Raw genomic sequence first — 13367 nt, forward strand, 5'->3', positions numbered from 1 at the left:
CGATGACCACACTGTCCAGCCCACTCCGGACGACGGCGGCCCCGCGGCCGTCGTCGTCCGGACCCCGGCCGCGTGCCCGCCGCACGCCCCGGGACTGGCTACGCGACGGCGGCCTGAGCACCCTGATCATCGCGTGTCCGATGATCCTGGTCTTCGGGGTGTTCTCCTGGTTCCCGATCGGCCGGGCGCTCGTCATGAGCCTCCAGCAGACGAACCTCATCTCGACCCCCGAGTTCGTGGGGCTCGACAACTTCGTGTTCGTGCTGCAGGACCCGCTCCTGGGCAAGGCCGTGGCCAACACCCTCTGGTTCGCGCTGCTCGCCCTGGTGTTCGGCTACCCGCTGCCGCTGGCCGCCGCCGTGCTGATGAGCGAGGTGCGGCGCATGCGGGGGCTGTTCTCGGCGCTCGCGTACCTGCCCGTCGTCGTGCCGCCCGTCGTGGCCGTGCTGCTGTGGAAGTTCTTCTACGACGCCTCGCCCACCGGCGTGTTCAACACCATCGCCGGCTGGGTGGGCCTCGGGCCCTTCCCCTGGCTGCAGGACGCGTCCAGCGCCATGCCGTCCCTGGTGCTGGAGGCCACCTGGGCCGCGGCCGGCGGGACCGTCATCATCTACCTCGCCGCCCTCGTCGGGGTACGGACCGAGCTCTACGAGGCGGCCGAGGTGGACGGCGCGGGCGTATGGCGCAAGATCTGGCACGTGACGCTGCCGCAGCTCCGCGGCGTCCTGTTCATCACGCTGATCCTGCAGGTCATCGGCACCTCCCAGGTGTTCCTGGAGCCGTTCCTGTTCACCGGCGGCGGCCCCAACAACGCGACCCTCACCATCCTCATGCTGATCTACGACTACGCGTTCGGCAGCAGCCTCGGCGGCAACTACGGGGCCGCCACCGCCCTGAGCCTCATGCTCGCCGGCGTCCTCGCCGTCCTGTCCGCGATCTACTTCCGCGTGACCCGACCCTGGAGCAGCTGACATGGCAGGAAACAACCGGCCGGGTGCCGGACCCGCCGTCGCCGAGCGGGGCATCGTCTCGTCCCACGACCGGCGGCGGGCCAGCGTGCGGGGCTCGCTCGGCGTGCTCCAGGGCGGCCTCCTGGTCACCCTGGTGCTCGCCGGGCTCGGGCCGATCCTCTGGCTCGCCAAGGCCGCCGTCACCCCCACGCAGGACACCCTGCGCCAGCCGCTCGGCCTCTTCCCGAACGGGATCGACTGGGCCAACCTCACCACCGCGTGGGGCCGCGCCGAGATCGACCACTACTTCGTCAACACGCTGATCCTCGCGGTGGGGGCCTGGTTCTTCCAGCTCCTGGTCGCGACCACGGGCGGCTACGTGCTGTCCGTACTGCGGCCGCGGTACGGCAACCTCATCTTCGGTCTGGTGCTGGCGACGCTGTTCGTGCCGGCGGTCGTGCTGCTCGTGCCCCTGTACCTCACGATCCTCGACGTGCCGCTGCTGCACATCAGCCTGCTCAACACCTTCTGGGCGGTCTGGCTGCCGATGGGCGCCAGCGCGTTCAACGTGCTGCTCGTCAAGCGGTTCTTCGACGGCCTGCCCCGCGAGGTCTTCGAGGCCGCGCGCGTCGACGGCGCCGGACCCTTCCGGCTCCTGTGGTCCGTCGTGCTGCCCATGTCCAAGCCCATCCTCGGCGTCGTCTCGGTGTTCGCCGTGATCGCCGCCTGGAAGGACTACCTCTGGCCGCTGCTGGTGCTGCCCGACCCGGACCACCAGCCGCTGTCCGTCCGCCTGCCCGCGATCGCGCCCTACCTGGAGCTCGACGTGTTCCTCGCGGCGCTCGCGATCTCGACGGTGCTGCCCATCGCGCTGTTCCTCGCGTTCCAGCGCCTGTTCCTCAGCGGGGCGGGGCTGGGCGGGGCTGTCAAGGGGTAGCCGGCGGCCCCGGCCGGCCCGTCCTCGCGGGTGCGCGGGCCGGGGCCCGGACCAGGTCCGGACCCCGGCCGGACCTGTGGACGAGGCAGGGTGGATGTCGGTGGTCCGGCCTAGGATCGAGCGTGTGACCAGCCTTCCCGACGCACCCGCCGCAAGCACCGATTCCGCCGAGATTCCCGAGGTGGAGGAGCTGCTCGACCTCGCCGTCGGACAGCTCGGTGGCGGGCGCAGAGAGGGCCAGCACCGGATGGCCGTCGCGGTCGGCGAGGCGATCGACAAGGGCGAGCACCTGCTGGTGCAGGCGGGCACGGGTACGGGCAAGTCGCTCGGCTACCTGGTGCCCGCCGTCCGGCACGCCGTGGCCGCGCAGTCCAAGGTCATCATCTCCACCGCCACGCTCGCCCTCCAGCGACAGGTCATCACGCGCGACCTGCCGCTGGTCGCGAAGGCCGTCGCGCCGGCGCTGCCGCGCGAGCCGCGCATCGCCCTGCTCAAGGGCTGGCACAACTACCTGTGCGTGCACAAGGTGGGCGGTGGCTACCCGGAGGACGAGAACACCCTCTTCGACCTGCCCGGCGGCGAGGACCACCCCAAGACCGAGGAGGCGGCCGGCGGCGCCGCCCGCAGCCGCAGGCGGGACGACGGCGCCTCGCTCGCCGACCACGTCCGGCGCCTGCACGAGTGGGCGGGCGAGACCGAGACGGGCGACCGGGACGACCTCGTGCCCGGCGTCCCGGAGCGGGCCTGGCGCCAGGTCTCCGTGACGGCGATGGAGTGCCTGGGCGGCAGGTGCCCGATGCTCGCGGAGTGCTTCCCGGACAAGGCCCGGGCCGCCGCCCGCGAGGCGGACGTGGTGGTCACCAACCACGCGATGCTCGGCATCGCGGCCACGGGCAGCCCGGGTGTGCTGCCGGAGCACGACGTCGTGGTGGTCGACGAGGCGCACGAGCTCACCGACCGCGTGACGTCGTCGGCCACCGTGGACCTGTCCATGGCGTCGGTGGAGAGCGCGGCGCGGCTGGCCCGGCGGCACGCGGGCACCAACACCGACACCCTGGACGCGGCGGCGCAGAGCCTCGGCACCCTGCTGGTCACCGCGCCCGCCGAGCGGTTCCCGAACGGCCTGCCTGACGAGCTGCGCCTGGCCGTCGGCGCGGTGCGCGATGCCGCGCGCGAGGTGCTGAGCACGCTCAAGCCCGAGGGTGGCAAGGGCGCCCCGGGCAAGGACGCCGGCCAGCCCGACCCGGGACTGAAGATGGCCCAGGGCGCCATGCTCCAGCTCTTCGAGACGGCCGAGCGCATGGCGGCGCAGGACACGACCGCGGACGTGCTGTGGTGCTCGCGTCCGGACAACGGCTGGGGCGGGTTCGGCGACAACGTGACGCGGCTGCACGCCGCCCCGCTGCACGTGGCCGGCCTGATCCGCACGCACCTGCTGGGCGAGTCGACGGGGGTCTTCACCTCGGCGACGCTGGCGCTGGGCGGCACCTTCGACGCCGTCGCCGGCACGCTCGGCCTCAACGGAGCGGACGCCCCGCCGTGGCAGGGCCTCGACGCCGGCAGCCCGTTCGACTACCCCAAGCAGGGCATCCTCTACATCGCGCGGCACCTGCCCGCTCCCGGCCGCGAGCCGACCACGGAGGCGCAGCTCGACGAGATCGCCGAGCTCATCACCGCTGCCGGCGGCCGCACGCTCGGGCTGTTCTCGTCGCGGCGCGCCGCGAACGCCGCGGCGGAGGCGATGCGGGAGCGCCTGGACTTCCCGATCCTGGCGCAGGGTGACGACCAGCTCCCCACCCTCGTGCGTGAGTTCGCCGAGGACCCTGCCACGTGCCTGTTCGGCACGCTGTCCCTGTGGCAGGGCGTCGACGTGCCGGGGCCGTCCAACCAGCTCGTGCTCATCGACCGCATCCCGTTCCCGCGCCCCGACGACCCGGTCAAGGCGGCGCGCGCCCGCGCCGTCGAGCAGGCGGGCGGCAACGGGTTCATGGCGGTCTCGGCGCAGCACGCGGCGCTCCTGCTCGCGCAGGGCGCGGGACGCCTGGTGCGCAGCATGGACGACCGGGGCGTCGTGGCGGTCCTCGACCCACGGCTCGCGACGGCGCGGTACGCGTCGTTCCTCACCCGGTCGATGCCCGGGTTCTGGCCCACCACCGACCCGAAGCTGGTCCGCGCCGCGCTCGCCAGGCTCGACACATAGCCTGAGGGCATGGCAGCCCCTTCGGACGTCACCGCAGCCCAGCCCGCCGGGTCCCGCACCACCAAGATCGCCGTGGTGGGTGCGGGGGCCGTGGGATCGACGCTCGCCTTCGCGGCGCTCACTCGCGGCTCGGCCCGCACCATCGCCCTGCTCGACATCGACCGGCAGAAGGTCGACGCCGAGGTGCTCGACCTGCAGCACGGGCTGATGTTCACGTCGCAGGCGCACGTGATCGGCTCGGACGACCCGGCGGTGTGCGAGGGGGCCGACGTCGTAGTGGTCACGGCGGGCGCCAAGCAGAAACCGGGACAGAGCCGCGTCGACCTCGCGGAGGCGACGATCGGGCTGATGCGCACCATCCTGCCGGGCCTGGTCGAGGTGGCGCCCGACGCGACCTACCTCATGGTGACCAACCCCGTGGACGTGGTGACCTACGCGGCGCTCAAGATCTCGGGGCTGCCGCGCGAGCGGCTCTTCGGCAGCGGCACCGTGCTCGACTCGTCGCGGCTCCGCGTCGTGCTCGCGGAACGGTGCGGGGTCGCCGTCGGGAACGTGCACGCCTACATCGCCGGCGAGCACGGCGACTCGGAGATCGCGCTGTGGAGCTCCGCGTCGATCGGCGGCGTGCCGCTGCTCGACTGGGTGCCGGTCGGCGGCGCCGCGCCCCTGGACGCCGCGGTGCGCGCGGAGGTGCACCGCGAGGTGGTCGACTCGGCCTACCGGATCATCGCGGGCAAGGGCGCCACGAACTACGCCGTGGGCCTGGCCGCGACCCGCATCATCGAGGCGGTGCTCAAGGACGAGCGCCGGATCATGCCGGTGTCCTCGCTGCTGGACGACTACCACGGCATCAGCGACGTGTGCCTGTCGGTGCCGTCCCTCGTGGACCGGCGGGGTGTCACGAGCACCGTGCAGGTGCCGATGTCGGACGACGAGCTGGCCGGGCTGCGCGCGTCGGCCGACAGCGTGCGCGCGGTGCAGCGGCGTTTCGGGTTCTAGCAGCAACGGCACAGGCCCGACCACCGTGAGCCGGTGGTCGGGCCTGTGCTCGTCTCGAAGCCTGTCGAGACCTCAGAGGCTGCGCAGCACCGCGACGACACGACCCAGGATCTGCGCCTCGTCACCCGGGATGGGCTCGTAGGCCGGGTTCTGCGGCAGCAGCAGCACGTGCCCGTCGGTCTGCTTGAAGGTCTTGACCGTGGCCTCGCCGTCGATCATGGCGGCGACGATCTCGCCCTGCTCGGCCACGTTCTGGCGGCGCACCACGACCCAGTCCCCGTCGCAGATCGCGGCGTCGACCATCGAGTCGCCCGCGACCTTGAGGAGGAACAGCTCGCCGTCACCGACGAGCTGGCGGGGGAGCGGGAAGACGTCCTCGACGACCTGCTCGGCGAGGATCGGGCCACCGGCCGCGATGCGACCGACGAGCGGCACGTACGACGGCGGCGGGGTGCTCGCGTCGTCCGGCACCGAACCGCCCCAGTGGACCTGGCCGCTGCGCCGCGGCTCGGGCCAGTGGATCTCGCCGCGCGTCGGCTTCTCGACCTGCTCGGCCAGGGGCTCGACGAGCTCCATGGCGCGCGGCCGGTTGGGGTCGCGGCGCAGGAAGCCCTTCTTCTCCAGCATCTGGAGCTGGTGCTTGACGCTCGACGGGCTGGCCAGCCCGACGGCCTCGCCGATCTCACGCATCGACGGCGGGTATCCGCGCGTCTCGAACGACTGCCGAATCGTGTCCAGCACAAGGCGCTGCCGCTCGGTGAGGCGGTCTGCCGGCGAGATCGCGTGCACGTCGGCGACCGCCCCGTCGCCCGGCGCGTCCAACGTGGCGACACCCGAGAGTGCCGTGTCGACGGCTCTCGTGTCGCTGGTCCCGTCCCGTCCCGTCATGCCCGTGCCCCTCCCGTTCCGACAAATGTTCTCCTGTGCGCTGCCCACTCTAGATCACAAATGTGCTCGGCTCAAACGAATGTTCGAGCGCGTCTCGACTTCTACGGTGTCCCGTGCTACACAATGGTACGAGCGTTCGACGAACGTGTGTATGACGGACAAGAGTTCGAGTCACCTTACGAGGAGGGGCCATGGGGGACGTGATCCCGCTGCGGCAGTACACCCCGGCGTACGGGCCGGCGTATGCGACGGTGTCCGGATCGGGCGCGGCCCGGGCCTATCGGCCGGGACCGGCGTACACCCCGGGCCGGGTGCCCGCGCCGCCCCGGCCCCGTCCCGCTCACTCGTACACGCCCCGCGGCCCGCGCACGGTCGCCGACCGGCTCGGTCTCGCCGGGCTGCGGCTCACCCGGCGCGGCCGCTTCGTGCTGGTGCTGCTGGCGATGCTCGTGGTCGCCCCGATGGCCACGTGGGGAGCGACCGCCGTGGCGAGCTCGCCGGGCGAACCCACGGAGGTCCGGGTGCACGCCGTGCAGCCGGGGGAGACGCTCTGGGGCTTCGCCGAGCAGATCGCGAAGCCCGGGGAGGACGTGCGGCAGGCGGTCGCGCGCCTGCAGGACCTCAACGAGATGACGTCGGGCACCGTGCGGGTCGGCGAGCTCCTCCTGCTCCCGAAGGACTGACCGGAAGGCCCTCGAAAAGTGGCCGGACGCCCCGACGAAGTGGACGGAGGCCACGATTCGCCGTCAAATGTTGCGGCGATGTTGCATGGGGGTGGTTTGCCCGCTTACGGTCGGGGCGCGACCGGATGTCTCCGGTCCGTGGCCGACCACGCAGGAGTCAGCATGCACTGCCCGTTCTGTCGCCACGCCGACTCGCGCGTGGTGGACTCGCGGACCGCCGACGACGGCCTGTCGATCCGGCGCAGGCGGCAGTGCCCGAACTGCAACCGGCGGTTCACGACCGTCGAGACGGCGAGCCTGTCGGTGGTCAAGCGTTCCGGCGCGACCGAGCCGTTCAGCCGCGACAAGGTCGCCGCCGGGGTGCGCAAGGCCTGCCAGGGCCGCCCCGTCAGCGACGACGACCTGGCGATCCTGGCGCAGCGGGTCGAGGAGACCCTCCGGAGCAACGGCAGCGCGGAGATCGACGCGTACGAGGTGGGCCTCGCGATCCTCGGCCCCCTGCGCGAGCTCGACGAGGTGGCCTACCTCCGGTTCGCGAGCGTCTACCAGTCGTTCGACTCGCTCGAGGACTTCGAGAGCGCCATCACGTCCCTGCGGGCGGAGCGCGCCGAGCGTGCCGCGGAGCGGGCTGCCGCGCAGGCGTAGCGGGCCGAGCGGGGCGCGCGTCGAGCCGGGGCTGAAAAGCGATTGGCACCGTGGCGCGCGGTGGTGCAGGCTGGGCCCGACGACGGACCCGATCGAGGGACCCCCGAAACAGGAGGAGGTGATCGGTGTGACGGACGAGAAGCCTGGTGCCGAGGAGGCGGTGGCTCAGGACGCTGAGGCGCCCAAGGCCGCGACCGCGCCGAGCGTGGACGCGAAGGCGCGGTTCAAGGAGGCGCTGGACCGGAAGAACGCCGCACGCGGCCGTACCGCCGCAGGCGATGTGAACACGGGCTCGGTGCACGGTTCGGAGACGACCGGCCCCGTGCAGAAGATGTTCCGCCGCAAGTCCGGCTGAGCCTGCTCGACCGAGGCCGCCGACCGGGTATCAGACCTGGTCGGCGGCCTTCATCGTGTCGCGGGGCGCCCGACGAAGGGACACCTGACCCGCGATGGCACGGTTCATGACACAGTTCGAACGCCCACGGGTGCGCTTCGCGGTCAACGGGGGTCGGACCTCGGGATGCGGACGCCGGCGGCGCGGAGTCTGGACTCGAAGAGCGTGGACAGTCGTGCCATGGCCGGTGTCGGCTTGTCACCGTGGCGGGCGATCATCGTGTACCGGGGCGCGGTGTCGGTCCGTGCCTGCAGGCTGGTGACGGTCTTGAGCAGTGCGGGGTCGGCCAGGTAGTGGTCTGCCGCATCGGCGGCGAGACGGTCGATGCGGGGGTCGTCCGCCTCCCCGGTCGCGGCTTCGGCGATGCGCCTGGTCAGGGCGATGAGCCGGGTGTCTTGCAGGGCGTGCTCGAACTGGGCGAGGTAGTCGTCGAAGCCTTCGGGGACCAGGGCTCGCGCCAGTACCCAGCCCTCCCTGGTGGCCGCGACCTCGTCCTCGGAGTATCCGAGGCCGAGCATCCGCTCCAGCAGGGCCACGGCGCGGTCGGGCAGCAGCGCCCGGTCGCCGTCGGCGAGGCGGCGCAGCATGGCGCGTCGCGCGGTCAGCTCCGCGATGTGTTGGTCGAGCTGTCGTTCGACCTGGACGAGCGCGGAGGCGAACAGCGCGGCGTCGGCGTCGAGCAGGGGGCCGATCTCGGCCAGCGGTACCCCGGCGGCGGCCAGGGTCCGGACCTGCACCAGCCTGAGGAGGTCGTCCGATCCGTACCGCCGGTATCCGGAGCTGTCGCGTCGGGGTTCGCTGACCAGGCCGAGCTTGTGGTAGTGCCGCACCGTCTTGATCGTGATGCCGACGAACGCGGCCGCCTGGCCGATCGTGACTCCGTTGTGCATCTGCTCATCCTGCCAAGTGTCCGGGAGCGCTGATCGCGTGTGCCGCTGCGAGGTGCGGGGACCGGCCGCGCCGGGCTCGGCGAGCTCGGCGCGGCGAGCGTTCTCTTGGTCTACGCGGGTCCGCTGCCGAATACCTCGTTGAGGAGGCGCTGCTGGGCGCCCTGGAACGCCGCGGCGACGGTGAGGTTCGCGTCGTCCACGCAGTTCAGCGCGGCGGTCAGGGTCTTCGCCCCGTCGGGGGTGGCGTACATGAGCGCCGCGTGGCCCACCGCGGCGCCGTTGTGGGAGATCACGGTGGCACCGTCGTCCGTGGTCAGCACGAACACCCCCAGCCCGTAGTCCATGTTCGGGATGCCCGTCGCACGCGGGGTGAACATCTCCTCGCGCAGCTCGTCCGGGAGGAGCTTGCCGCCGGTGAGCGCGGCGATGAACGTGTGCAGGTCCTCGGTGGTCGAGATCATGTCACCGCCGGCGGAGACCCAGGAGGGGTTCTGGCGGGTGATGTCGACCGTGCGCGGCTCGCCGTCCTCGTCGTACCGGTAGTAGGCGTGGGCGTGCGGCTCGGCGATCTCCGCGTCATCCGGGACCACGGTGTGCGACATGCCGAGCGGGGTCAGGATCAGCCGCTGCATCTCCTCGGTGACGGTACGGCCGGTGACCTTCTCGATGAGCAGGCGAGCCAGGACGTAGTTGGTGTTGGAATAGCTCCAGCCTGCTCCGGGCTCGAACCGCGCAGGCTTGGACAACGCGAGGTCGACCAGCTCCTGGGGCCGGTAGGTCTTGAACCGGTTGTCCAGCCACTCCTTGCCGTGGGGGCCGTAAGGGATGGGGATGCCGAACACCATCGAGCCGTCCTCGTAGACCTCGCCGGTGAAGTTGAACAGGCCGCTGGTCTGCTGGAGCAGCATCCGCACCGTGATCCGCTGGTCGATCCCGAACTCAGGCAGGTGGTCCACGACCGCGTCGTCCAGGCCGATCCTGTCCTCGGCCACGAGCTGAAGCACCAGGGTCGCGGTGAAGGTCTTGGTGTTGCTGCCGATCCGGATGTGACCGTCGGCAGGAGGCTTCACGTCCCCGCCGAGCTCCGCCGCCCCGGCGGTGCCGACCCACTCGCCCTGCTCGTCGTTGACGCGGACCGACAGCCCGATGATGCCGGGGTCGACGATCGCCTCGATTGCCCGCTGGAGACGGTCGGCGGTCCGGTTGGAAACGGTGGTGGTCATGGTGGTTCGCTCCTTCGAAGCGCTCGATTCTCTTCGGCGTCCTGCCGATGCGAGAACCGTCCACCTTGACCCCGGGTCAAGATCAATCGTGACGTGCGTCACGGTGCGACGGGGCGACCCCCTGGCCGACGCCGACGTGGCCCGCACCTGGCTCAACTTCACCGTCGTGCGGGCCGATCAGCCACGGATCCGAGGACGTGGTCGGTCTGATGCCGCGGGGGCGTCGTCCTGCTCGGCGATGCTGCTCAGTACCTCGGCGGCCGCGAGCTCGTCGCGGGCGGCGAGCCGGTCGAAGCCGTCCACCGCCGGGTACACGTAGCGCCCCAGCGTCGCGATGAGGATCGCGCCGACGACGAGCACGCCCATCAGCACCGGGATGACCGGGTCGTAGGAGCCCAGCTGGTCGTAGCCCACGCCGAGGAGCAGCGGACCGACCGCGCTGCCGAGGATGAACATGGCCTGGACCGGACCGATGATCTGGCCGAAGTTGCGCATGCCGAGGTACCGGGTGATGAGCAGGGCCAGGAGGTCGCCCTCGATGCCGAACGCGATGCCGATGAAGGCGACGGCGACGGCGGCCGTGGAGAACGGCGGGTGGAGGAAGAACATGCCGGCGATGGGTGCGAGCATGACGACCGGGCCGACGACCGAGCCGTGGACGCGGTCGATGATCAGGCCACCCACGACCCGCCCGACCAGGGAGGCGAGACCGAAGACCACGAGCAGCTGGGCCGCCTGGTCAGGGCTCAGGCCACGGTCGGTCATCATCGGCACGAGGTGCACCTGCAGGCCGATCACCACGACACCGACCAGGCCCAGCCCGAGGGCGATGTTCCAGAACTGCCGGGTGCGCAGCGCCTCGCGGAACGTGAGGCCCGGGAGCTCGAGGCTGACGTCGCGGTCCCCGACGTGGGTCTCCTGGACGAGCCGGCCGCGCACGTGCCGCTCGGCTCGGCCGCGCACGAACAGCGTGACCATCGTGACGGACACGAGCGCCGCGATCAGTGCCAGGTAGCCGTAGGTCTGGCGCCAGCCGACGCGCTCGATGAGCGCCCCGGCCAGCACCGGGCCGAGGGCGGCGCCGAGGCCGATGATGCCCGTCACGATGCCGACGGCGAGCGCACGGTTGTTGTCGAACCAGCTCACGACGGCGCGGGTCGCGGGGACCGCCGTCCCGCTCCCGAAGAACCCGACGAAGAAGCACGGGACGAAGTAGAGGGCCTCGACGGGCGGCGTCAGGCCGATGGTGGCCATCGAGGCGGCGAACAGCACGAACGCGGGGACGAGGACGTACCGGGCGGCGTAGCGGTCGACGAGCCGGCTGGCGATGATCAGCCCGATGACCATGCCGACCGCGGCGACCGAGTACGCCCCGGTCACCGTCGTCCGGCTGAAGCCGGTGTCCTCGACGATCGGCAGGACGAAGACACCGGTGGTGGCCATGTACATCTGGGGGCCGACGGCGTTGGCCGTCCCCGCGCCGACGACCACCCACCAGGGGCTGCGGCGTCGGGCGGCGGGCCGGGGAAGGGAACTCATGTGGCTTCTCCTGCGGGTCGGCTCGTGGGGCGCGCGGTCGTCGGCCGGGCGGTCACGCGGTCGGGAAGGAGGTCTTCGTCAGCTCCTCGGAGACCTGCCAGACGCGCGCCGCCTCGGTGAGGCTGCGGAGCGGCCGGTGCATCCGCTGCTCGGACGGCGCACCGCCCAGGGTCCCCGGGCCGCTGGGACCGTAGAGCGTGCCGGGCTTGGCGGCCGGGTCGGTCGCGGCCATGAGCGCGGGCAGCCCGGCGGTCTCGGCCGTCCCGAGCAGGATGCCGTGCTCGGAGAGCCAGCGGATGCGCCGGATGTGGGGCGTGTCGGCGCTGCGGCCGATCTCCGGACGGGCGGCGAGCAGGCTGGTCGGTGCGACGCCGGGGTGGGACAGGTTGCTGGTGATGCCCCACCCGTGGGCGCGGCTGCGTCGTTCCAGCTCCAGGCCGAACAGCCCCAGGGCGATCTTGGACTGGCGGTAGGCGCGCATGACGTCGTACGAGCGCTCCCAGTTCAGGTCGTCCCAGCTGATGGTGCCGCTGGCCGAGGCGACGCTGACCTGGGAGGTCACCCGGGCGTGCCCGGCGCGCAGCAGGGGAAGCAGGTGGGCGACGAGGGCGAAGTGGCCCAGGTGGTTGGTGCCGAGCTGCACCTCGAACCCGTCGACCGTGGTCAGGCGCTGCGGGGGCCGCATGATGCCGGCGTTGTTGATCAGGATGTGGATCGGGTGGCCCTCCGTGCGCAGGGTGTCGCCCAGCGCCTCCACGGACGCCAGCGAGGCGAGGTCGAGGCTGCGCAGCGACACGTTCGCGCCCGGCGCGGCGCGGCGGATGCGGCTGATCGCGGCCTCACCCTTGGCCGGGTTGCGCACGGGCATGACGACCTCCGCACCTGCGGCGGCCAGGCGGCCGGCGATGCCCAGGCCCATCCCGTCGCTGGCTCCGGTGACCAGGACGCGCTTCCCGGACAGGTCGGGGAGGGTGATGTCGATCGGTGTGCGTGGCATGTTCGTTCTCCTTCGGTTCGTGGCACCGATCCTCTGCGGGCGAAGGAGACCTATCCAGGACCTCCCGATCACAGGCTCGCCAGGTCACCCGCTCATCCCGAGAGGGGGATCGCCGGGCCGTGGCTAACGCACGCCGCTGCCGGTAGAAACGAGGCAGTACTCCAGAAGGGGGAGACCATGATCGATCGCACCGGGCTGGCCGGCTTTCTACGGAACCGGCGGGAGGCGCTGCAGCCGGAGGACGTCGGTATGCCGCGCGGGCAGCGTCGCCGGACCAGCGGGCTGCGGCGTGAGGAGGTGGCCACGCTGTGCAACATGTCGGCGGACTACTACTCCCGCCTGGAGCGGGAGCGCGGTCCGCAGCCGTCGCCGCAGATGCTGGCCTCGATCGCGCAGGGGCTGCACCTGTCGATCGACGAGCGCGACCACCTGTTCCGTCTCGCCGGGCACAACCCGCCGCCCCGGGGCTCGTCGAGCGAGCACATCAGCCCGGGGCTGCTGCGCATCCTCGACCGGCTGGAGGACACGCCCGCGGAGATCGTCACCGAGCTGGGCGAGACCCTGCGGCAGACGCCGGTGGGCGTGGCGCTGACCGGTGACACGACCCGGTACACGGGCCCGGCCCGCAGCCTGGGGTACCGGTGGTTCACCGAACCGGGCGTCCGGGACCTCTACGCCCCGGAGGAGCACGCCTTCATGACCCGGATGTACGCGGCCGGGCTGCGCGGGCTGGTCACGCTGCGCGGCCCGGACTCCCGGGCCGCCTACCTGGCGGGCCTGCTGCTGGAGAGCAACGAGGAGTTCCGCCGGGTGTGGGACGACCACGAGATCGGCATCCGCCCGCACGAGGTCAAGCACTTCGTGCACCCCGAGGTCGGCGCGCTCGAGCTCAACTGCCAGCGGCTGGTCGACCCGGACCAGGCTCACTCCCTGATGGTCTACACCGCCGTGCCCGGCACCGAGAGCTACGAGAAGCTCCAGGTGCTCTCGGTCATCGGCGCGCAGACGCTGCGCTGACCCGA

General features: G+C 71.8%; 13 protein-coding genes. 8 read left to right on the forward strand and 5 right to left on the reverse strand.

The features are described from left to right. Positions 1–2 precede the first annotated feature (2 nt). The 4 genes from ACH45N_RS10415 (at position 3) to ACH45N_RS10430 (ending at position 5086) form a co-directional block, all read left to right on the forward strand. A complete protein-coding gene (locus ACH45N_RS10415; protein WP_397393339.1) occupies positions 3–971 on the forward strand; it encodes a carbohydrate ABC transporter permease in 969 nt (322 codons plus the stop codon). Between the two features lies 1 nt (position 972). Continuing rightward, on the forward strand, positions 973–1887 hold the full coding sequence (locus ACH45N_RS10420) for a carbohydrate ABC transporter permease (protein ID WP_397393340.1): 915 nt from the start codon (positions 973–975) through the stop codon (positions 1885–1887). Positions 1888–2011: 124 nt separating this feature from the next. Further along, on the forward strand, positions 2012–4087 hold the full coding sequence (locus ACH45N_RS10425; protein WP_397393341.1) for an ATP-dependent DNA helicase: 2076 nt from the start codon (positions 2012–2014) through the stop codon (positions 4085–4087). Positions 4088–4096: 9 nt separating this feature from the next. Further along, positions 4097–5086 (forward strand): L-lactate dehydrogenase, encoded by a 990-nt coding sequence (locus tag ACH45N_RS10430; protein ID WP_397393342.1) that lies wholly within the window; start codon positions 4097–4099, stop codon positions 5084–5086. A 72-nt stretch (positions 5087–5158) separates the two neighbouring features. On the opposite strand, the gene lexA is transcribed toward ACH45N_RS10430, so the two are convergent. Continuing rightward, on the reverse strand, positions 5159–5974 hold the full coding sequence (lexA, locus tag ACH45N_RS10435; protein ID WP_376770121.1) for a transcriptional repressor LexA: 816 nt from the start codon (positions 5972–5974) through the stop codon (positions 5159–5161). A gap of 191 nt (positions 5975–6165) precedes the next feature. Here lexA and ACH45N_RS10440 point away from each other — a divergent pair, with 191 nt between their 5' ends. The 3 genes from ACH45N_RS10440 to ACH45N_RS10450 all read left to right on the forward strand — a co-directional run bounded on the left by ACH45N_RS10440 (position 6166) and on the right by ACH45N_RS10450 (position 7657). Continuing rightward, complete coding sequence (locus tag ACH45N_RS10440) at positions 6166–6657, forward strand: LysM peptidoglycan-binding domain-containing protein (RefSeq protein ID WP_397393343.1); 492 nt, start codon at positions 6166–6168, stop codon at positions 6655–6657. 162 nt (positions 6658–6819) lie between these two features. Continuing rightward, positions 6820–7302, forward strand: a complete 483-nt coding sequence (nrdR, locus tag ACH45N_RS10445; protein WP_285104929.1) for a transcriptional regulator NrdR — start codon at positions 6820–6822, stop codon at positions 7300–7302. Positions 7303–7429: 127 nt separating this feature from the next. Beyond that, positions 7430–7657 carry a DUF5302 domain-containing protein gene (locus tag ACH45N_RS10450; RefSeq protein ID WP_377229636.1) on the forward strand — a complete coding sequence of 76 codons (228 nt, stop codon included), beginning with the start codon at positions 7430–7432 and terminating at the stop codon, positions 7655–7657. 143 nt (positions 7658–7800) lie between these two features. Here ACH45N_RS10450 and ACH45N_RS10455 read toward each other — a convergent pair whose 3' ends face one another. The 4 genes from ACH45N_RS10455 to ACH45N_RS10470 form a co-directional block, all read right to left on the reverse strand. After that, a complete protein-coding gene (locus tag ACH45N_RS10455) occupies positions 7801–8586 on the reverse strand; it encodes a MerR family transcriptional regulator (protein WP_397393344.1) in 786 nt (261 codons plus the stop codon). Between the two features lie 110 nt (positions 8587–8696). After that, entirely contained in the window at positions 8697–9809 is a 1113-nt protein-coding gene (locus ACH45N_RS10460; protein ID WP_397393345.1) for a serine hydrolase domain-containing protein, read from the reverse strand. Between the two features lie 177 nt (positions 9810–9986). Continuing rightward, positions 9987–11348 (reverse strand): MFS transporter, encoded by a 1362-nt coding sequence (locus ACH45N_RS10465; protein ID WP_397393346.1) that lies wholly within the window; start codon positions 11346–11348, stop codon positions 9987–9989. 52 nt (positions 11349–11400) lie between these two features. Continuing rightward, entirely contained in the window at positions 11401–12345 is a 945-nt protein-coding gene (locus ACH45N_RS10470) for an SDR family oxidoreductase (protein WP_397393347.1), read from the reverse strand. 177 nt (positions 12346–12522) lie between these two features. On the opposite strand from ACH45N_RS10470, the gene ACH45N_RS10475 reads away from it, so the two are divergent. After that, positions 12523–13362 (forward strand): helix-turn-helix transcriptional regulator, encoded by an 840-nt coding sequence (locus ACH45N_RS10475; protein WP_397393348.1) that lies wholly within the window; start codon positions 12523–12525, stop codon positions 13360–13362. Positions 13363–13367: the final 5 nt, after the last annotated feature.

It is taken from the genome of Promicromonospora sp. NPDC019610 (genome assembly GCF_044389365.1).
Classification (GTDB): domain Bacteria; phylum Actinomycetota; class Actinomycetes; order Actinomycetales; family Cellulomonadaceae; genus Promicromonospora.